The 19,877-nt window shown below is 70.1% G+C and carries 21 protein-coding genes; 16 read left to right on the top strand and 5 right to left on the bottom strand.

Features of this window, described 5'->3' with window-relative positions:
• Positions 1-16: 16 nt before the first annotated feature.
• The 10 genes from OHA64_RS46845 (at position 17) to OHA64_RS46890 (ending at position 9,037) form a co-directional block, all read left to right on the top strand.
• The gene (locus tag OHA64_RS46845; protein WP_405624405.1) at positions 17-766 is read left to right on the top strand and encodes an SDR family NAD(P)-dependent oxidoreductase; all 750 of its coding nucleotides are present in this window, start codon (positions 17-19) and stop codon (positions 764-766) included.
• Positions 763-1,665, top strand: a complete 903-nt coding sequence (locus OHA64_RS46850) for an enoyl-CoA hydratase-related protein (protein WP_405623451.1) — start codon at positions 763-765, stop codon at positions 1,663-1,665. Before OHA64_RS46845 ends, OHA64_RS46850 begins: the two co-directional genes overlap by 4 nt.
• A gap of 47 nt (positions 1,666-1,712) precedes the next feature.
• Positions 1,713-2,861, top strand: coding sequence for an acetyl-CoA C-acetyltransferase (locus tag OHA64_RS46855; RefSeq protein ID WP_405623452.1), 1,149 nt, complete (start codon positions 1,713-1,715; stop codon positions 2,859-2,861).
• An 81-nt stretch (positions 2,862-2,942) separates the two neighbouring features.
• Positions 2,943-3,563 carry a TetR family transcriptional regulator gene (locus OHA64_RS46860; RefSeq protein ID WP_405623454.1) on the top strand — a complete coding sequence of 207 codons (621 nt, stop codon included), beginning with the start codon at positions 2,943-2,945 and terminating at the stop codon, positions 3,561-3,563.
• Positions 3,564-3,793: 230 nt separating this feature from the next.
• Positions 3,794-4,984: an ABC transporter substrate-binding protein gene (locus tag OHA64_RS46865; RefSeq protein ID WP_405623455.1), complete on the top strand. Its 1,191-nt coding sequence runs from the start codon at positions 3,794-3,796 to the stop codon at positions 4,982-4,984.
• A gap of 66 nt (positions 4,985-5,050) precedes the next feature.
• Positions 5,051-5,410, top strand: a complete 360-nt coding sequence (locus OHA64_RS46870) for a nuclear transport factor 2 family protein (protein ID WP_405623456.1) — start codon at positions 5,051-5,053, stop codon at positions 5,408-5,410.
• A 45-nt stretch (positions 5,411-5,455) separates the two neighbouring features.
• A complete protein-coding gene (locus OHA64_RS46875; RefSeq protein WP_266395054.1) occupies positions 5,456-5,842 on the top strand; it encodes a hypothetical protein in 387 nt (128 codons plus the stop codon).
• Between the two features lie 67 nt (positions 5,843-5,909).
• Positions 5,910-6,230 carry an EthD domain-containing protein gene (locus OHA64_RS46880; protein ID WP_057614575.1) on the top strand — a complete coding sequence of 107 codons (321 nt, stop codon included), beginning with the start codon at positions 5,910-5,912 and terminating at the stop codon, positions 6,228-6,230.
• Positions 6,231-6,393: 163 nt separating this feature from the next.
• Positions 6,394-7,893 carry a class I adenylate-forming enzyme family protein gene (locus tag OHA64_RS46885; protein ID WP_405623457.1) on the top strand — a complete coding sequence of 500 codons (1,500 nt, stop codon included), beginning with the start codon at positions 6,394-6,396 and terminating at the stop codon, positions 7,891-7,893.
• 103 nt (positions 7,894-7,996) lie between these two features.
• Positions 7,997-9,037: an MBL fold metallo-hydrolase gene (locus tag OHA64_RS46890; RefSeq protein ID WP_405623458.1), complete on the top strand. Its 1,041-nt coding sequence runs from the start codon at positions 7,997-7,999 to the stop codon at positions 9,035-9,037.
• Between the two features lie 120 nt (positions 9,038-9,157).
• Here OHA64_RS46890 and OHA64_RS46895 read toward each other — a convergent pair whose 3' ends face one another.
• Genes OHA64_RS46895 through OHA64_RS46905 form a run of 3 tightly spaced genes read right to left on the bottom strand, consistent with a single transcriptional unit; the run spans position 9,158 to position 12,179 of the window.
• Entirely contained in the window at positions 9,158-9,916 is a 759-nt protein-coding gene (locus OHA64_RS46895; RefSeq protein ID WP_405623459.1) for an SDR family NAD(P)-dependent oxidoreductase, read from the bottom strand.
• A 35-nt stretch (positions 9,917-9,951) separates the two neighbouring features.
• Positions 9,952-10,980: a phosphotransferase family protein gene (locus OHA64_RS46900; RefSeq protein ID WP_405623461.1), complete on the bottom strand. Its 1,029-nt coding sequence runs from the start codon at positions 10,978-10,980 to the stop codon at positions 9,952-9,954.
• Entirely contained in the window at positions 10,977-12,179 is a 1,203-nt protein-coding gene (locus tag OHA64_RS46905) for an acyl-CoA dehydrogenase family protein (protein WP_405623462.1), read from the bottom strand. Before OHA64_RS46905 ends, OHA64_RS46900 begins: the two co-directional genes overlap by 4 nt.
• Positions 12,180-12,311: 132 nt before the next feature.
• Between OHA64_RS46905 and OHA64_RS46910 the strand changes: the two genes are divergently transcribed.
• A complete protein-coding gene (locus tag OHA64_RS46910) occupies positions 12,312-13,037 on the top strand; it encodes a TetR/AcrR family transcriptional regulator (protein ID WP_405623463.1) in 726 nt (241 codons plus the stop codon).
• A gap of 91 nt (positions 13,038-13,128) precedes the next feature.
• Here OHA64_RS46910 and OHA64_RS46915 read toward each other — a convergent pair whose 3' ends face one another.
• Positions 13,129-14,100 carry an SMI1/KNR4 family protein gene (locus tag OHA64_RS46915; protein ID WP_405623464.1) on the bottom strand — a complete coding sequence of 324 codons (972 nt, stop codon included), beginning with the start codon at positions 14,098-14,100 and terminating at the stop codon, positions 13,129-13,131.
• Positions 14,101-14,474: 374 nt separating this feature from the next.
• On the opposite strand from OHA64_RS46915, the gene OHA64_RS46920 reads away from it, so the two are divergent.
• From OHA64_RS46920 to OHA64_RS46930, 3 genes are read left to right on the top strand one after another with little or no spacing between them, the layout of a single operon-like run.
• Positions 14,475-14,660, top strand: coding sequence for a hypothetical protein (locus tag OHA64_RS46920; protein ID WP_405624456.1), 186 nt, complete (start codon positions 14,475-14,477; stop codon positions 14,658-14,660).
• Between the two features lie 41 nt (positions 14,661-14,701).
• A complete protein-coding gene (locus OHA64_RS46925) occupies positions 14,702-16,069 on the top strand; it encodes an MFS transporter (protein ID WP_405624408.1) in 1,368 nt (455 codons plus the stop codon).
• A complete protein-coding gene (locus tag OHA64_RS46930) occupies positions 16,066-17,289 on the top strand; it encodes an FAD-dependent monooxygenase (RefSeq protein ID WP_405623466.1) in 1,224 nt (407 codons plus the stop codon). The genes OHA64_RS46925 and OHA64_RS46930 overlap by 4 nt, the downstream gene beginning before the upstream one ends.
• 97 nt (positions 17,290-17,386) lie before the next feature.
• Here OHA64_RS46930 and OHA64_RS46935 read toward each other — a convergent pair whose 3' ends face one another.
• On the bottom strand, positions 17,387-17,998 hold the full coding sequence (locus OHA64_RS46935) for a TetR family transcriptional regulator (protein ID WP_405623467.1): 612 nt from the start codon (positions 17,996-17,998) through the stop codon (positions 17,387-17,389).
• 132 nt (positions 17,999-18,130) lie between these two features.
• Between OHA64_RS46935 and OHA64_RS46940 the strand changes: the two genes are divergently transcribed.
• Both OHA64_RS46940 and OHA64_RS46945 read left to right on the top strand, forming a co-directional pair.
• Complete coding sequence (locus OHA64_RS46940) at positions 18,131-18,754, top strand: hemerythrin domain-containing protein (protein ID WP_405623468.1); 624 nt, start codon at positions 18,131-18,133, stop codon at positions 18,752-18,754.
• Entirely contained in the window at positions 18,751-19,437 is a 687-nt protein-coding gene (locus OHA64_RS46945) for an SDR family oxidoreductase (protein WP_405623469.1), read from the top strand. The genes OHA64_RS46940 and OHA64_RS46945 overlap by 4 nt, the downstream gene beginning before the upstream one ends.
• Positions 19,438-19,877 lie beyond the last annotated feature (440 nt).

Here is a 19,877-nt window from a genome sequence, read left to right on the forward strand (position 1 = left end):
GCGGCCCGCCGGTGAACTGTTCTCGCTGGAGGGCAGGACCGCCATCGTCACCGGTGCGTCCGCGGGGCTCGGCGCCCGGTTCGCGAGCGTCCTCGCGCAGGCCGGCGCCACCGTGTTCGCCGCCGCCCGCCGCATCGACCGGCTGAAGGAACTCGCCGACTCCGACGCGCGCATCCACCCGGTCGCCTGCGACGTCGCACTGGAGGCGGACCGTACGAGGCTCATCGAGGCGGCGCTGACCACCACCGGTCGCATCGACATCCTCGTCAACAACGCCGCGACCTCGGGCGAGACCCGTGCCGAGGACGAGTCTCCGGACGCCTTCACCGACGTCCTCGGCGTCAACCTCACCGCGCCGTTCCATCTGGCCCGGCTGACAGCCGAGGCCCCGGCCCCGGTGAGCGGCGGCAGGAGCATCATCAACGTCTCCTCCATCCTCGGCCTGGTCTCGGCCGCGCCCCTCGGAGGGGCGAGCTACTCCGCGTCCAAGGCCGGCCTCATCGGCCTGACCCGTGAGCTGGCCGGACAGTGGGGCCGTAGCGGGACACGCGTCAACGCGCTCGCCCCGGGCTGGTTCCGCACCGAGATGACCGAGGACCTCTTCGGCGACGAGCGCTCCAGCCGCTGGGTCGAACGCAACACCCTGCTGCACCGCGGCGGCGACGGCCACGAACTCGACGGCGCGCTGCTGTTCCTCGCCTCGGACGCGTCCTCGTACTGCACCGGACAGGTCCTGACCGTCGACGGCGGATGGACCGCGCGGTGACGGGCGCCGGATCGGGTGCGGGGGGTCGCGCGGCGGCAGATGGAGGTCCGGGTGCCGCGGATCGCCCTACGACGGGCACCAGCCCGCGTGCAGCGGATCGCGCCGCGAGCGTCGGCGTCGAGATCCAGGACGACGGCCTCGCCCGCGTCACGCTGCGCCGGAGCCAGGCGGGCAACGCCATCGACCTCGCGACGGCGCGCGGGCTCCTCGACGCGGCACGGGCCTGCGAACGTGCGGCCGTACGGGTCGTACTGCTCACCGGTGAGGGAAAGTCCTTCTGCGTCGGCGGCGACCTCAGGGAATTCTCCCGGCTGACCGGTGAGGCCCTGGAGAAACACCTCGTCGCGGTGACCGACGCACTGCACGACGCCCTGCGCACGTTCGCCTCGATCGACGCGCCCATGGTGGCCGCCCTCCAGGGAGCCGTCGCCGGCGCGGGCATCGGCCTCGCCGCGGCCGCCGACGTGACACTCGCGGCCGACGACGTCACCTTCACCGCCGCGTACACCGGCATCGGCTACTCGCCGGACGCCGGCGTGAGCTGGCAGCTGCCCCGCCTCGTCGGACCCAAGCGGGCCGTGGAGCTGCTGCTGACGAACCGCCGTGTACCGGCGGCGGAAGCCGCCACGATGGGTCTGGTGAGCCGTGTCGTCCCGTCCGGCGAACTGGCCGCCGAGGCCGAGCGGACCGCCGAGGCCCTGCGCCGCGGCCCCACCTCCGCCTTCGGCGCCACCCGCCGCCTCGTCGCCTCCGGTCAGACCGCGGACCTCACCCGGCATCTCGACGACGAGGCCGGTGCGCTCGCCGCCGCGGCCGCCTCGGACGAGGGCCGCGAGGGCGTCGCCGCGTTCCTCGACAAGAGGGCGCCCGACTTCACGCGCGTCCCGTCCAGGCCCTGATCACTCAACGATCACTCAACTCGTCCTCCGAACCAAGGGAGCCCACCGTGTCGGAAGCATTCATCGTCGGGGCCGTCCGTACCCCGGTCGGCCGCCGCAAGGGCACGCTCAGCGGCGTGCACCCGGCCGATCTCGGCGCCCATGTGCTGCGGGCCCTGCTGGAACGCACGGGAGCCGACCCGGACGCGGTCGACGACGTGTATTTCGGCTGCGTCAGTCAGATCGGGGCTCAGACCGGAAACATCGCCCGCACCTCCTGGCTGTCGGCGGGGCTACCCCAGCACGTACCCGGAACCACCATCGACCGTCAGTGCGGCTCCTCCCAGCAGGCCGTGCACTTCGCCGCCCAGGCCGTCGGCTCCGGCGCCGCCGACCTGGTGGTCGCGGGCGGGGTGGAGGTGATGAGCCTGGTGCCGATAGCCAGCCCCATGTTCGTCGGGGAACAGGCGGGGATGGGCAGTCCCTTCGCGGGGGACGGCTGGCGCGAGCACTTCGGGGACCAGGAGGTCTCGCAGTTCCGTGGGGCCGAGCTGATCGCCGAGAAGTGGGGTGTCTCCCGCGAGGACATGGAGGGCTTCGCGCTCACCAGCCACCAGCGGGCCCTCGCCGCGCAGGCCGGCGGAGCCTTCGACGAGGAGATCACCCCGGCCTTCGGACTCGCCGCCGACGAGGGCCCGCGCGCCGACACCACGCTCGAGAAGATGGCGGGACTGAAGACTCTCACCGAGGACGGGCGGCTGACTGCTGCCGTCGCCAGCCAGATCTCCGACGGCGCCGCCGCCCTGCTCATCGCCTCCGCGGACGCGGTCCGCCGGCACGGTCTGACCCCCCTGGCCGGCGTGCACACCATGGCGGTGGTCGGCTCCGACCCGATCCACATGCTGACCGGCCCGATCCCGGCCACCGAGAAGGTCCTGGACAGGGCGGGCCTGTCCATCGACGACATCGACCTGGTCGAGATCAACGAGGCCTTCGCCTCCGTCGTCCTGGCCTGGCAGAAGGAGATCGGCGCCGCCGAGGAGCGGGTGAACGCCTTCGGCGGGGCGATCGCGCTCGGGCATCCGCTCGGCGCCACGGGAGCCCGACTGATGACCACGCTCGTCCACCAGCTGCGGCGGACCGGTGGGCGCTACGGTCTGCAGACGATGTGCGAGGGCGGCGGGATGGCCAACGCGACCGTGCTCGAACGCCTTTGACCGGATCCGATTGGCAACTGAGTTCAGCTTGGGTTTACTCTCGGGTACGGACACGGTGGGTGACGGCCATGGAGAGGCAGCATGACGAGGATCGTTGAACCGGAGGCGGGACCGCGGTCCAAGCGCGCGGCCATTCTCACGGCCGCGGTGGACTGTTTCGGCGAGACCGGCTTCGAGGCCACCAAGTGGTCGACGGTGGCGGAGCGCGTCGGCATCGGGCAGACGGCCCTCTACCACTACTTCGAGTCGAAGACCCACTGCCTGCTCACCATCATGCGGCTTGAACTGCAGCGCTCCCATGACCGGTTCGTGGAGGCGACGAAGGACGCCGCGGATCCCGTCGAGGCGCTGCGGGCCGCGGTCCGTGCGGCCTACGAGGTGTCCCCGCAGGAGGTCCTGCAGATGCGCATTCTGCAGAGCCACATGGATCTGTTGTCCGGTTCGCGCAGGTCCAAGCGCGAGGAGGACGAGCGGGTCGCGGCCCGCCAGCTGGTCCAGGTCGTCGAACGGGACTGGACGAACCTGCTGGTCAAGGGCATGTCCCAGGGCTCCTTCCCGCTGCGTGACGCACAGCTGCTCGGTGCGAGTGTGCTCGGGCTGATCGTCAGCGTGTGGCGGTGGTACCGGCCGTCGGGACCGACCCCGCTCTCGGAGGTCAGCGAGCTGATCGAGGGCGCCTGCGTCCGGATGGTCGCCTCCTGACGCGCTGAGCGGTCACCGCACCTCACGGCCCTCCGACGGACACCCCGTCGGAGGGCCGCTCTGTTTCTCCGGCAGTGACACGCAGTCACCCGCAGTGATCGGTCGTGGTCGCGGGTGATCCTGGGCGGTCGCGGTGATCGAGTACGTAACGAGCCATTGCCAGGGCTGTTTCCTCGGGATTAAAATCCAAACTGAACTGAACTTAACTCAGGTTGATCTGAGGAGGGGTCTTGCGACGACGCACGACACGCTCGCTCATCGCCGCAGCCACCGCCCTGCTCGCCCTGGCGGCGAGCGCCTGCGGCACCGGAGGCCCCGCGGCGCGGGACGACATCATCAGGATCGGCGCGTGGTACCCGCTCACGGGAGCCCTCGCGTCGTTCGGCATCCCCGAGAGAGCCGGCGCCGACGCGTACTTCAAGTCGGTCAACGCCCGTGGCGGGATCAACGGACGCAAGATCGACTGGGTCGTCAAGGACAACGCCTACGATCCGCAGCAGACCGTCCAGATCGCCCGACGGCTCGTCGACCAGGACGGGGTCGTGGCGATCGTCGCCACCAACGGCACCGCCCAGTCCCAGGCGACCTTCCCCTTCGTACTCGAGCAGTCGAAGGTCCCCGTCCTGAACACCCTGGGCGGAGACGCGTCCTGGTACCAGCCGGCCCGCGACGGCCTGTTCGGCATCCAGACCCTCTACGAGGACCAGGCATCGGCGCTCGGGCAGTGGGCGGCGCGCGACGGGGCGAAGAAGGTGCTCGTCGTGCACAGCGACCCCGCGGCGTTCGTGAACGTCGCCAAGGAGATCGGCCCGGCCGCCCGCAAGACCGATCCGTCGGTCCGGGTCAAAAGCCTCTCGGTCAAGTTCCAGACCACCGACTACAGCCCGGTGATCAGCAAGGTGAAGCGCGAGAAACCCGACGCCGTCGTGGTGATCCTCGCCGCCGCCGAGGCCGCGGCCTACCTGAAGGAAGCCAAGCTGCAGGGGCTGTCGACACCTGTGTACGGCTATGCTCCGGTCGCGGCACAGTCCACCCTCACGCTCGCGGGCAAGGCGGCCGAAGGCGTCAAGGCGGTGCAGCTGGTGAAGTCACCCAACGATGACGACGACCCGGCCATCAAGGAGTTCCGCTCCGCGATGGCGAAGTACGAGCGCGGGCAGCCGGCCGACTTCATCACCCTGTGGGGCTGGGCCGCGGCCAAGGCGTTCGTCGAGATCGCCAAGACCATCGACGGCCCGGTCACCTCCCAGTCGCTGACCGCCGCGTACCAGAAGGCCCGAGCGGTCGACACCGGCGTCGCACCGGTCCTGAACTTCTCCGCGGGGAACCACCTCGGCACCCGTGACGTGCAGAAAGTCGTCGTCAGGGACGGCCGCTGGGAGTCACAGGGTGACTTCTTCACCCCGCCCGCCCGTCACTGAATCCCCGATCGCGACTGATCCCGCCCGCGATTGAAACCAGCCATTCCCAGCATGGAGAGGACTCCCATGGCCGGCGTAATCCCCGACTACATGGCCCGTATGGACAGTGACGACCCCCGTCAGGCCCTCGAACTCCTAGTGCCCGACTTCCGATACCTGATCGCCCTGCCCGGCCGCGAGGCGACGGGAACGTCCAGGGACGACTTCGCCGCTTACATCGCCGGCCGCAACGCCGTCGAGAGGGGACACAAAATCCTCCGGTACAGCTCCGACGGCGATCTGGAGACCGTGTACGGAGTGGTCACCGAGTCCGGGAAGGCCGTCGGCTCCTTCCTGTCGGCCGCCGTCGTCACACCCGACGGGCGCATGGCGCGCTACCAGTCGTACTTCAGCACCACCTACGACCTCATCGACCGGCCGGACTAGGCGTGCCCGACCCCGGCAGACACCCGCAGATTCCTGGGAGCCGACATGACCGACACCTCCACGGACGCCGCCCCCGCACCCTTCCTCACCGCCTGGTTCGACATCCTCGACAGTGACGAACCGACCCGGATCCTCGACCTGATCAGCGACGACTTCACCCTCTCCATCCTGTTCTCCACCGGCGACGGCAACGCCACCGACTTCGCCGGGGACCGTGCCGCCCTCGTCGGCTATCTCGAACAGCGCGAGAAGGGCACCCGCACCCACCATCTCCTGTCCGCGACCACCCTCGGCCAGGACGAGCTCTTCCTCGGCGAGGTGCGGCGCGGGGGAGTGCCCGAGGCGAGCTTCGTCGCCGCGGGCCGGGTGGACGACCACGGACGTCTGCAGCGCCTGCTGATCGGCCGGTCGTCCGAGATCCGCTTCACCTGAACCCACACGACCGGATTCAGCCGAACCTGCAAGCTCCGCTTCGACCGGACACCCACGGAGGACCGCCATGTACAACCTCGTCCTGCTGGCCGCCAGGCCCCCGGAGTGGACGCACGAGCAGTTCATCGACTGGTGGCGGGGCGACCACGCGGAACTGACCTACCGCCTGCCCGGTCTTCGCGCCTGGCGGCACACCGAGATCGACCAGGCGCTGGAGCCCCGCTCGGAGGGCTGGGACGGAATCTCCGTGCTCAGCTTCGACTCCCCGCAGGACCTGAAGAAGGCCCTCGCCAGTCAGGAGTGGGCGGACGCGATCGCACAGGTCGGGGACATGAAGGGCCGCCGCATCGCGGTGATGGGGCACGAGGCGCAACTGTTCGGCGGCTGAGACCGCCGGACCGAGCGTCCTCCAGCCCCGCCGGCACGGCCAGGCGTCGGGCATGCACCGCGGCGTTCATCACAGAGTTCGCCACCGCGTTCATCACAGAGTTCAGCACCGCGTTCATCACAGAGTTCTTCACGGAGTTCGGCCAGCGTAGCGAGGAAGCGGGATGCGACAGGTAGTGCGGGAGTTCCAACAAAGGGCCGAGCAGGCGGACTTCGCCGCTGTCATCGACGACGAGGGCAGTCATACGGCGCGCGAGCTGCTCGCCGAGGCCGGCCGGCTGGCCGAGGCGATGTTCCCCGGCGGCCCGGGCGGCACCGTCATGCTCCAGGCCGACAACTCATGGCGTACCGTCGCCGGCTCCCTCGCCGTGGGACTGCGCGGCGGGGTTCTCGCGGTCGTCAACCGGCACACCACACATGCCGAGTTCGCCGCGGCCTACGAGGACATCCGCCCGGACGCGGTCGTCGCCGAGGCCTCGGCGAGCGACGAATGGGGGCTCCCCGAGATGCTGCCGGGCCCGGTGGACACGGTGCTCGACGGCTGGACCTGCCGTGCCACGCCCGGTCCGCGTGAGGTGTCACGGTGGTCGGGAGGTGTCCTCATCGGGCTGACCTCCGGTTCGACCGGGAGGCCCAAGGGTGTGGTGCAGTCCGAGGAGGCCCTGCGCTACGCCGGCGCGAGCACGATCGACATCAACGGCCTGGCCCCCGGGGACGCGGTGGCCGCGATAGTGCCGCTGTCGTCGACCGCCGCGTACTGCTTCGGCGTGTACCTCTCCCTCCTGCTGGGCGGCCCGCTCGTCCTGACGTCGAAGTGGGACCGGACCGTCGCGCTGCGGCGGATGGCCGAGACCGAGGTCCGCTGGACCATGTGCGTACCGACGATGGCGTTGCAGATGGGGGCCGAGGCGGCCGGTTCCGGCGTGCTGTCGGGAGTCCGCGCCATCACCGTGGGCGGTGGCCCCATGGACCGTGGTGCCCTGGCACGCGCCGAACAGTCGCTGGGCACCAGGATCCTGCGCGTCTTCGGCATGTCGGAGTGCCTCGGCCACACCTCGCCCCGCCCCGACGACCTCGAGGAGATCAGGCTGGGCAGGGACGGCCGCCCCTTCCCGGGCACGCACCTGCGCGCCCTGACCCCCGACGGCGCCGAAGCCGGGCCGGGCGTCACCGGCCGGGCACAGGTCCGCGGCCCCTCCCTGTTCGTCGGCTACGCCCGCGACGGCCGGGTCGATCGGCCGGCGCTGACCGAGGACGGCTTCTTCCCGACCGGTGACCTGTTGCTGACCCACGAGGACGGCACCGTCAGCATCATGGGCCGCGAGAAGGACATCATCATCCGCGGCGGCCGGAACATCGACATCACGGAGATCGAGCGGGCGGTCGCCGGGTACCCGCGGGTGGCCAGGGCCTGTGTCGCCGCGGTCCCGGACGAGGTGCTCGGCGAGCGCGTCGCGCTGCTGGTCGTCACCGAGGACGGACACGGCATCGACCTGGCCGAGGTGACCGGACACCTGGAGAACGTCGGACTGTCCAAGGCCAAGTGGCCCGAGTTCGTGTACGACGTCGAGGAGCTGCCCCAGACCAAGGTCGGCAAACTCGACCGGAGCGGGGCCCGCGACCTCGCCCACCGGCTACGAACGGGCACCCCCGGCTTGGCCTGAGCAGAGGTCATCTGGCTTGATCAGAGGACGGACCCGGCGGGGTCGCGCCCCCCGCGCACCCCGCCGGGTCCGGTCCCCAGCGAAACAGAAGCATTGGAGAATCATGACAGCGCGGTTCGACCAGGGCCCATGGGCCGCAGCCGGAGTCCAGACCGTCCAGCCCGGAGTGCACCGCGTTCCCCTGCCGCTGCCCAACGACGGCCTGCACGCCGTCAACGTCTACCTGCTGGAGAACCTGGCGGAGGACAACGGCCTCGTCATGATCGACGGGGGCTGGGCGATCCCCGAGGCGCGCAAGGTGCTCGAGGAGGCGCTGGCCGCCATCGGGCGCGACCTCGGCGACATCAGCCACATCCTGGTCACCCACATCCACCGTGACCACTACACCAACGCCGTGGAGCTGCGCCGGCTGCTGGGCTCACGGGTCTATCTGGGCGCGGGCGAGCGGCCGGGCCTGGAGATGCTCGACCGGCTGCGCAGTGACGAACCGGCCGGCTCGTTGGAGACGCTGCGCAGGGGAGGGGCGGCCGAACTCGCCGACCAGATCCAGGCGATGGACCACGGCGGCTACGACCCGAGCGTGTGGGAGGCCCCCGACCAGTGGCTCGGCGCGGAAACGCTCCGCTTCGGCGACCACGAGCTGCGCGTCATACCGACTCCCGGGCACACCAAGGGACATGTGGTCTTCCTGGACGAACGGCGCGGGCTGCTGTTCGCCGGTGACCACGTCCTTCCGCACATCACCCCGTCCATCGGCTTCGAGCTGACCGAGGCCGGCGGGCGCCCCCTCGCCGACTACCTGGACTCGCTGCGGCTGATGACGCAGTACGCCGACACCCGTCTGCTGCCCGCGCACGGGCCGGTCACCGACAGCGCCCACACCCGCGTCGCCGAACTGCTCACCCACCACGACGACCGGCTGTCCAAGAGCCTGACCGCGCTGGGCGAGGACACCCTCGACGCGCACGCGGTGGCGCGCAAGCTGGGCTGGACGCGTCGTGAGGTGCCGTTCGGCGACCTCAACGCCTTCAACCAGATGCTCGCCGTGAACGAGACAGCGGCCCACCTGGACGTCCTCGTACTGCGCGGACGCGCCACGGTGGCGTTCGTGGGCGGGGTGAACCAGTACACGCGCGTGCGCTGACACGGCACGAGCGCAGGGGGAGGGGCTCGGCCATCGCCGCGCCCCTCCTTCCCCGTCAGCGGAACCATGGCAGCAGACCATGGCAGCAGACCAGGTGAGGGGACCTTTTCAGGGACCTCGTCAGCGGGCCGTCCAGCCACCGTCCACGTACAGCTCGGATCCCGTGATGAAGGTCGCGTCCTGGGAGGCCAGGAACGCCACCGCGCCCGCGACCTCGTCGGGCCTGCCCAACCGCCCCATGGGGGTGCCCTCAACCATGGCGGTGTGCCGGGGCGTGCCCCGCCACAGTTCCCGGGAGAGGGGCGTCTCGATGAAACCGGGGTGGATCGAGTTGACGCGGACGCCGCGCGTGGCCCAGTGAAGTGCCGCGTTCTTCGTCATCAGGCGGACCGCGCCTTTCGCGGCGTGGTACGAGAACTGGCTGCCGAAGCCGCCGACAGTGCCGAAGATCGACGCGATGTTGACGATCGAGCCGCCGCCGGAGCGTTCGATCGCGGGACCGCCGTGCTTCATGCCGAGCCACACGCCGCCCTGGGTGACCGCGATGACCTTGTCCCAGGACTCCTGGGTCTCCGTCTCCACCGTCCGCATCTCGGCGATGCCCGCGTTGTTGACCAGCACCGACAGGCCACCCAGCTCGTCGACCACCCGCTCGACCGCGCCGCGCCACGCCTCCTCGTCGCTGACGTCCAGCGCGAGGCCGAGCGCCCGCGCCCCGTCACCCGTCAGCTCCTTCGCCAGGTCGTCGCAGCGACCGGCGTCCACGTCCGTCACCACCACCGTCGCGCCCTCCGCGGCGAGCCGGTACGAGACGGCCTGTCCGATGCCGCCGGTAGCACCCGTGATCAAGGCGATCTGTCCGGACAGTCGGTCTCCCACGAGCTCTCCTCGGTTCGGTGTGTGCGCGGTCGCGGTCATGGCAGCAGCTCCAGCCCCGAGCGCAGCAGCGCGGGAACCGCGGAACCGACCCGCTCGAATCCGGTGCCGACGGTCTGTCCCGCGAGGTAGCGGGCGTGGATGCCCTCCGCGATGACGGCGAGCTTGAAACAGCCCAGGGCCTGGTAGTAGGGCAGGGCGTCGATGGCGCGGCCGGACTTCGCGGCGTACCGCTCGGCGAGTTCGGGGCCCGTGGGAAAGCCGGCGTTGGCCGTCGGGACGTGGCGCGCCGCCAGGACCGGTTCGCAGGTCGGATCCCAGTACATGAGGAGCATCCCGAGATCGGCGAGAGGATCACCGAGCGTGGCCATCTCCCAGTCGACGATCGCCGCGATCCGGCCGAAGCCGTCCGGCGCCAGGATGGTGTTGTCCAGGCGGTAGTCGCCGTGCACGATCGCCGGAGCACCACTCACGGGCACGGTTCGGGCGAGCCTGCCGTGCAGTTCGTCGACGTAGGACAGCGAACGCGTGGCGACCTTCTCCCACTGCCCGCGCCAGCGCCTCACCTGACGCTCCACATAGCCGTCCGGCCGGCCGAAGTCGCCGAGCCCGACATCGGAGGCGTCGACCGAGTGGAGTGCCACCAGGGCGTCCACGAGTGCGTCGGCGGCTCGTCGTGCCTCGGCGGGCGGCAGTACGGCAGCGTCGTCGCCGTCGCGCAGCACCGTCCCCTCCACGAAGTCGACGACGCAGAACGGCGCGCCGATCACCTCCGGGTCCCGGCACGACAGCACGGCGCGCGCGACGGGCACCCCGGTGCCGCCGAGGGCGGCGACGACGCGGTACTCACGGTCCATGTCGTGTGCCGTGGGGGTCAGCACCCCCAGCGGGGGCCGGCGCAGCACCCACCGGTGCGTCCCGTCGGTCACCTCGTACGTCAGATTGGAGCGCCCGCCCTGGAGCAGCTGGATCCTCAACGGGCCGGAGCACTCGGGGACATGGTGGTCGAAGTACCGCTGCAGCGCGGGCACGTCGACGCCGACCACGGCGGCCTCGGACGCGGTCACTGTGCGGCCACCCGCTCCCGCGTCGCTCGTACAGCGCGCTTGGCGATGGCCCACCGATGGGTCTCGGAAGGGCCGTCGTAGATCCGGAAGGGACGTACCTCGCGGTACAGCCGGGACAGCGGGGCGTCCCCCGAGATGCCGAGGGCGCCGCACACCTGCACGGAGCGGTCGACCACCCGGTTGACCGCCTCGGAGACGTACGTCTTGGCGATCGAGGTGTGCTGGGCTGCCGAGCGGCCCTGGTCCAGTTCCCAGCAGGCCCGCCACAGCACCGCACGGCTGGTCTCGATGTCGATCTCGGAGTCGGCCAACAGCTGCTGCACCATGCCCAGTTCGGCCAGTGGTTTGCCGAATGCCGAACGCTCCGACGCGCGCTCCAGTGCGATGTCCTGCGCCCGCCGTGCCACGCCGAGCCAGCGCATGCAGTGCGTCATCCGGGCGGGCCCGAGGCGCACCTGCGCATACGTGAATCCCTGGTCCACCTCGCCCAGGACGGCGCTGTCGGCGACTTCGCACCCCTCGAAGACGATCTCGCTGTGCCCGCCGAACAGACCCTGGTCCAGCGTGTCGATGTTTCGGACGATCTTCATTCCCGGGTTGTCGGCATCGACGAGGAACATCGTCGCGCCGCCCGCGTCGCCCGGTCCGCCACGGGTGCGGGCCATGCAGATGGCGAAGGTGGCCCCGTCGGCGCCGCTGATGAACCACTTGCGTCCGTCGATCCGCCAGCCGCCGTCGACCCTGGTCGCGGTGGTGGCGAGGGCACGCGGATCGGAACCGGCGCCGGGCGCCGGCTCGGTCATCGCGAAGCAGGACCGGACCTCCCCCGCGGCCAGCGGCCGCAGGTAGCGCTCCTTCTGCTCCTCCGTGGCGACCACTTCGAGCAGATGCGTGTTGCCCTCGTCGGGTGCCGCGCAGTTCAGCGCCAGCGGCCCGAGCAGCGAGTACCCGGCCGCCTCGAACACCACTGCCTGGCCGCACAGGTCGAGCCCGAGCCCTCCCCATTCCGTTCCGACGTGGGGTGCGAACACCCCCGCGTCGCGGGCCGCCTGCTGGAGCCGGCGGCGCAGTGGCTCCGGACCGGCGTGGACGTTCCCGTCGCACGCCCGCTCCTCGGGTATCACCACGTCCTGTACGAACGCGGTGGTGCGCTGGGCGACGGCGGCGACCCTCTCGTCGATCTCGAACCCGATGGGCATGTTCACTCCCGAGCTTGGCTACTGACCATTAGCCATCTCAGAGGTGAAAGGGTCGGCATGTCAAGGGTCCGGGCTATAGTGGCCACTCCAGTAGACGAAATCGGCTAACGGTCGATAGCTTCAGGAGTTCACGTGAGCTCAGCCCAGAGCGAGGGGCGCGGTAGATCGCAGGGCCAGTCGCACAGCGGATCGCGCGGCGGGTCGTACGAGCGGCCGCACCGTCCGGCCCGGGCCGAGGGCGTACCCGTCGCCGACCGCCGGTCGGCGATCCGGCAGGCCGCGCTCCGGCTCTTCGCCGCACAGGGCTACCGGTCCACCACCATGGCCGACATCGGAGCCGCCGTGGGCATCCGAGGCCCGAGCCTCTACAAGCACGTGGCCTCGAAGCACGAACTGCTGGCCGAGATCATGATCGGCACGATGGAACAGCTCATCGCCGACAACATCGTGGCCGTCTCCGGCACCGACGACGTCCGGGAACAGCTGCGCCGCTCCGTGGAGGCGCACATCCGCTACCACGCCCGCCACCGCCTGGAGGCCTTCGTCGGCAACCGCGAGATCGGCAGCCTGGACCAGCCCGACCAGGACCGGGTACTCGGCCGCCGTAGCGACTACGAGCGCCGCTTCCGCGAACTCATCGAACAGGGCGCCGCCGAGGGCGCCTTCCACGTACAGTCGGCCCGCATCGCCTCGTACTCGATCCTCGACATGGGCATCGGCGTCGCCAGCTGGTTCCACGAGGGCGGCGAGTTCTCCGTCGATCAACTCGCCTACCAGTACGGCGACATCGCCCTGCGCATCGCGGGAGCGCGCCCGCACGGCGGCACAGTGGCGGGGGAGGAGCCGGAGAATCCCTGAACGAGGAACGGTGTGATCGACGGCGCCACTGTCCTGGCGCGGGGAAGGGGAGCCGGGAGCCGGTCCACAGGGCCGCCCTGCTCATGAGTGGTCAGCCGGTCAGAGGCTGCCACCGGTCCCCCTGATCGGGATCGATCCCGCTGAGCCACACCAGCGCCCCGCAGATCAGGCCGGGCTTGTCCCGCGTGGCGAGCGCCGGGGCTTCGAGCATGTCGGCAGCCTCTTCCAAGTAGGTGACCAGCGTGTCGAGTTCGTCGCACGGGCCGTCGTTGTAGCGGGACCAGCTGCCCAGGTAGCCGGTCGCGGTGTCCAGGTACAGGCCCGAGGCGTTGTCAGCCGGGCCCGAGGCGACAACCGGAATCCAGGTTGCCTTCCACACGGTGATCCGGTCGTACTCGGTGCGGCGGGTGTTGAGGGTTTCCTCGTGGGCCTGGGCGTCCATCTTCAGCCGGTAGGCGGCGGCCACGGCGTCCAGAGGCATCAGCGCCCGATTGCCGGGGAGGCATCCCCAGCCATCACCCCCGTCGTCGCCCGCCGTCAGCAGCCACAGGACCTGCAGCTCAAGGGGTATCCGAATGTCGAGGTCCGCTTCCAGAGCGGCGATGGCCGCGGGGCTGGCACCGGCGCGGAGCGCAGCGTAGGAGTTGGGGGCATGGTGCTTGAGCCAGCCGGTGATGCGCCGCCATGCGTCGGCGACCTCCCGTACGGTGACCGCGGCGGCAGCAGGGTCGGCAAGCTGGTCTCGGTCCTGTTCCTGTTCCTGTTCCTGTTCCCGAGCCTGTTCCTGGGCGGGGGCGTCCGTGGCGGGCTCGGTGGAGGGGGTCGCTCTCAGAAACCGGATCTCGATCCGGTCCGGCTCGCGGATGTAGCCGACGGACAGGTCCGGGCAGTCCTCGAACATGTCGCCGTCGACCGTCACGCTCAGGATGCCGGGCAGCCCCGAGGGCCGGCCCATGTCGGGGTCGTCCGCCAGCTGGCCGGCCAGGGCCTTCAGCGCGTAGGGAACGTCCGCCCCGAGCTGGGCGGCGATGTGGCGTACGTCCGGCTGGATTTCGACCTTCACTGCCAAGCGCTCCTTGCTGGTCGGATGGAGGACGGTGCCCCTCGCACGGTTGGCCCCCCGCGCTCACCGGCGAGTGGTGCGGGGCGCCCTGTCGTGTGCGGGGCGGGGGTGAGTCGGGCGGTCGCGTCGGATCAGCACCGGCTCAGTCTGGGTGCCAGAGAGGCGCGGGCGCAAAGGAAAGGCTGAGAACCCCCGTTGAGACCCAAGTCCGCTTGTAGTGCGCAGGCACCAGGCATGGTGAGGCGCTGGTCCGGGTGCACCAGGGCAAGACGGCGGCTGGGGACGATGCCCGCCAGAGCGCCGGAGGGAAGTGTGGGAGGCGCGCGAGATCTCGCGCAGTGCTCTTGTCCAACGGTGTCTGGAGTGATCAGCAAGTGGCGACTTATCTTTACCGGAACGAACGGTGGGCCTTCCGGCGGCGCCGGCTCACGGGGGGTCTGTGGCTGGGTGCCCTGGTGCCGGCCATCGCCGCCGCCATGGCGCCGGCCGGGGAGGAAGAGGACCGCTCCATACCCGGCACCGAGTCCCAAAAGGCGTTCGACCTGGACGAGCTCCGGTGAACAGGACGTCCATATCCGAAGCCGTGGTCTCCCCGGTCCGCATGGGGTGGCTGCCGATCGGTGCCCTCGGCATCTTGGCACTCGCCCTCGGCACCCTGCAGTCAGTCGTGGAGCCCGCGCTCCCGCTGCTGCAACGTGAGCTCGGGGTCAGTCCTGCCGAAGGGGCTTTGATCGGCAACGCGTTACTCATCACCGGCGCGGTCATCACCCCCGTCGCGGGCAAACTCGGCGACCGCTACGGCGGAAAGCGGGTGCTGATCCGGCTGATGGCCGTGGTCTCGGTGGGTGGCCTGATGGCCGGCCTGGCGCCGAACCTGCCGGTGTTGTTGCTCGGTCAGGTCTTGCAGGGCGTCATGGTGGGTGCGCTGCCCCTCTCCTTCATCCTGGTGCGCAAACACCTCACCACAGGAGAGTCACAGGCGGCGATCGGGCTGGTCGTCGCGCTGTTCACGGGCGGCAGCATGGTGGGAACGTTGTTTGCCGGGCCGATCGCGGAAGGACTGTCCTGGCAGTGGATGTTCGCGCTACCGACGATCGCGATCATCGCGGCGACGTTGGTCGTGACCCGGCTGCTGCCGCATGATCCGCCGATCCAGTCGGACAACGGGATCGACTGGCCTGGCACGGTCCTGCTGAGTGGCACGTTGCTCACGTTCATGCTCGGGCTCGTGACGGTGACGAGGGACGGCGGCCTGCCGCCACTCGCGATCGGTGCCCTCACGGTGGCGGTGGCCGCTCTCGCGACCGGATGGGTCGTCGTCGAGCGCCGGGCGGCCTCGCCGATGGTCGATCTACGCATGCTGGCGAAGCCCGCGATGTGGAACGCGTGCGTGCTCACCTTCGTCATCACCACCAGTTCCGGGATGGTGCTCTTTCTCCTCCCGCAGCTGTTCGCGGTATCGGCCGACGGGTACGGCTTCGGAGCAGGCACCACCGAGATCGGACTGTTCCTGCTGCCCGGCGCCATCGCCGGAGCCTTGAGCGATTCGGTCGGCGGGATCGCGGCGCGGCGCTTCGGTCCGCGTGCCGTCGTCGTCGTGGGCACCGTCGTCACGGCGGCCACGATGATCGCCCTGGCGTCGCTGCACTCGGCTGAATGGCAGCTCGCCCTCGCGAAGGTGCTGACCGCGTTCGCTGCGGGAGTTGGTACCACGGCGTTGCTTGCCGGCACCGCCACCGCCATCGAGACCAAGGACATCGGCATCGCCACCAGCCTGCTCGTCGTCACTCGCGTGATCGGCGTCGCCCTGGGTGCCCAGGCCGCCGGCGCGATCCTCGACGCCGGGGCCGAGCCGATCACGGGCCGGCCGACCGAATCGGCCTTCGTCACAGCGTTCGCCGTTGCCGGCCTCGTCGCCGCCTTGTCACTGCTCGTTGTCCGTGTCACGAGAAAAGGAGTCCAGGCATGACATCTACCGGCCTGTCGATGGACGTGAGTACCACCGCGAAGCGCACAGTTCTGATCTCCGGGGCCAGTATCTCCGGACCCGCGTTGGCGTACTGGCTGCACCGGTCCGGATTCGCGGTCACAGTGGTGGAGAAGGCGGGCGCACTCCGCGGCGGTGGTTACCCGATCGACGTCCGCGGTACCGCGACAGAGGTGGTCCGGCGGATGGGAATACTGCCGCAATTGCAGGACGCGCACATCGACTCGCGTCGCTGCACTTTCCTCAACGCCGATGGCAGTGAAGTGGCCACGCTCACCCCGCGTGCCGTTGCAGGCGGTGTCGAAGGACAGGACCTCGAGGTGCGCCGGGGGGATCTGGCCGCGGTCCTCTACGCGATGGTTCGCGACGACGTGGAATTTCTGTTCGGCGACTCCATCGACACCCTCGACCAGTCCGGACAAGGGGTCGACGTTACTTTCCACACGGGGCGACGGCGCACGTTCGACCTGGTGGTCGGCGCTGACGGTATGCACTCACATACCCGGGAGTCCCTGTTCGGCCCCGAAGAACAGTTCCATCGCCATCTCGGCTACTGCTTCGCCATATTCACCATGCCGAACACCTTCGGGCTCTCCCGCGAGGTCATGGTGTGGAACACCCCGGGGAAAGCCGCGGCCCTCTACGCGGTCGGGGACAACGACGAGCTGCACGCCTTCCTGAACTTTCACCGACCAGAACCGCCGTTCGATGCCCTCCGGGACCCCGACGCGCAGAGGGACCTGGTCGCCACGGTCTTCGCGGGAGCGGGATGGGAGGTCCCTGGCATGGTCAACGCCATGCGCGACGCGGATGACCTGTTCTTCGACACGGCCGGTCAGATCCGCATGCCCCACTGGTCCAGCGGCCGCGTCGCGCTCGTCGGCGACGCCGCGTACGCACCCTCGTTCCTCACCGGACAAGGTTCAAGCCTTGCGCTGGTCGGTGCATACATGCTCGCCAACGCCCTCGCCATGAACCGGGACCATACTGCGGCCTTCGCCGCATACGAACGCGACCTCCGCACGTTCGTAGCCATGAACCAGGCACTGGTCGACACCGGTGCGGCCACGCTCTTCCCCACCACGGTGCGGGCCCTGGAGCAACGCAACACCATGCTGCGTGACCTCGTCACCATGCCCTCCGCGACAGCACGACCGGCCCACTCAGCCCTCACGCTGCCCGTATTCGCCCCGATGCCGTGACCTGACACGCCAAGCCGGACTTCTCCATTGCCTCTGGTCAAGGGCTTGGGTGCGGGAAGCTCGCCGACGTGGCGCCGGTGGCGGCGCAACGAGAAAGTCAGCCGAGGAGGATGTGCCGCAGTAGCCGGGTTAGGTGTTCGGCGAGCTGATCGGGCGGCATCGAGGCGAGGGGTTCGGTCCGTGCGATGTACCGGCTGAACGCCACCCCGATCATCTGCGCCCCCACGAGCGCCACGCGCGTGTCCAGGTCGTCGTCGGGCGTGGCGGCCGCGCCGGGTGACAGGACGGACCGGTAGACGGCGGCGCTCTGCTCCTGCATCGCGACCAGGAGATGGGCGGCGGCGCGCTCGTCGGATGCGGCGCTGCGCAGCAGGGCGATGAGCGGGTCGTTGACGGCGTCGGTCTCCAGTCGCCGTACGAAGGCCTGAGCGATCCTGTCGGGCAGCGTCTCCGGGGCACCGACCGCGACGCCTTCCAGGTCGCGATTGCCCGGCACGGATGCGAGGAACAGCCGTTCCTTGGAGGAGAAGTGACGCGTGATCAGGCCGTGCGTGACACCGGCCCGGCGTGCGATTTCCCGGAGGGTCGTACGGGCGTATCCGCGCTCGGCGAAGGTGTGGCGGGCCGCGTCGATGATGGCCGCCCGGTGTCCCTCAGGATCCCGCCGGCGCCTGCGCGGCTGCTCGTCGGCCGGCTCTGCGTCGTTCACGGCACCACCTTCATGTGATCACTCTACGACGCCGGATGCATCGTCCGGCGCCGCCGCTACGTTAGTATCCGCTTGGATATTAACTAGGGGACGGAGCCCGTAGTGAGTGTTGAGACACCTGAAGGAGCGGCGGTGGTCGAGACCCGCCTGCTGCACAAGATGCACAGGGCCGCGACGTCCTTGCTGGTGGAAGCCGCGCAGAGGGATGCCGCCCCCTCCGCAGCCCTGGAGGAGTTGCGTGACTTCGTCGTCGCGGCGCTGCGGCACCACCACGAGAGCGAGGACGACGTGCTCTGGCCGCAGTTGACCGCCGCGGACTCCGCGGCCGCCACCGCTCTGGCGGAGCTTGCGGCGGAGCACGACGCGGTGGACGCGGCGCTGGACGCGCTCAGCGTCGCTCCCGTGCGAGCCGACGACGACCGTGCGGCGCTGGTCACCGCGGCGGTGGCGGTACGCGACCTGGTGCACACGCACCTCGACCATGAGGAGCCGGTCCTCTTCCCGGCACTGACGACGCACATGTCCGACGAGGCATGGGCGCGGTTCTCCCGCGCCGTCATCGCGTCGGCCCCGCCCGTGGGCGCCCACCTCAACATCGGCTTCTTCGAACAGGTGGGCACTCCCGCCGAACTCGCGGTGGTCACAGCCAACTTGCCGCAGACAGCCCTGCCCCTCGTCCCGGCCATGCGCGAGCAGGCCCAAGCCACTCTCGGCAGCCTCCAGGCCGCCGAGCACGAAAGGACCATCACCGCATGACCAGCACACTCATCGTCGGAGGCAGCGGCGGTCTGGGCAGCGTCATCGCCGAGCACTTCGCGAGCCGCGGCGACGACGTCATCGTCACCAGCAGGGACAAGGCGCGGGCCGAGGCCATGGCCGCCCGGATCGGCGCCGGCACCCGCGGGCTGGCCCTCGACCTCGCCCAACCCGAGACGATCGGCGCCTCGTTGGCGGACGTGACCCACGTCGACCACCTGGTGATCACCGCTGTGGGCCAAGCAGCCAACACACTGGCGCAGTTCAGCATCACGGACGCGGTCTCCGCCGTGACCATGAAGCTCGTCGGCTACGCGGAGACCGTCCGAGTGCTCCGCGACCGGTTCACCCCGGACGCCTCGGTCGTGCTCTTCGGCGGGCTCGCCAAGGAGCGCCCGTACCCCGGCTCGACGATCGTCAGCACCTTCAACGCCGGTATCACCGGCCTGGTCAGGACGCTTGCGGTGGAAATCGCCCCGCACCGCGTCAACGCCCTGCACCCGGGCCTGATCGGCGACAGCCCCAAGTGGCGCGACGTCCCCAACCCGCCGCACTCGGCCCAGACGCCGATCGGACGGCTGGTGACCATGGCCGAGATCGCCGACGCCACCGACTTCCTGCTCCACAACACCGGTATCAACGCGCACGACCTGCACATCGACGGCGGTCTGCTGGCCACCTGACCTCACAGGACAGCAGCCGCTTCCTGGCTGTAGTGTCGTGCACTCGTCCGGGCCCAGGCCGTCGCCGCGCACCTGACGGCTTGGTGCTTTCCCCGAACCGCACCGGCCGACCCGGCGCTGATGGTACGGACAGCGCCACAGGTGAAGGCGCAGGCCAACCTCGACGAGGACCCTCATGCCCCGGGGCGGTGGAATCCGCGTCCGAGCTGACCCTACTTCGCGCTTCACGGCGAGCCGGCCCCCGCGGCGACTGAGCCAGACGGGCCGGACGCCGTGCGCAACGGCGGACGGGCTGTCCTGCGCCATGGTGACGGCCACGACACGAACGTACGAAGCCGAGCTGAGCGCGGGGGAGGAAGCCGCTCACGCGGTGGTACGGCGTGCCGCGACCCATGCGGGCAGAGCACTGGCCGGCCTGGCCAAGGCACTCGGACCGAGCG

Origin of the sequence: Streptomyces sp. NBC_00076 (assembly GCF_045041235.1) — a bacterium.
Classification (GTDB): Bacteria; Actinomycetota; Actinomycetes; order Streptomycetales; family Streptomycetaceae; genus Streptomyces.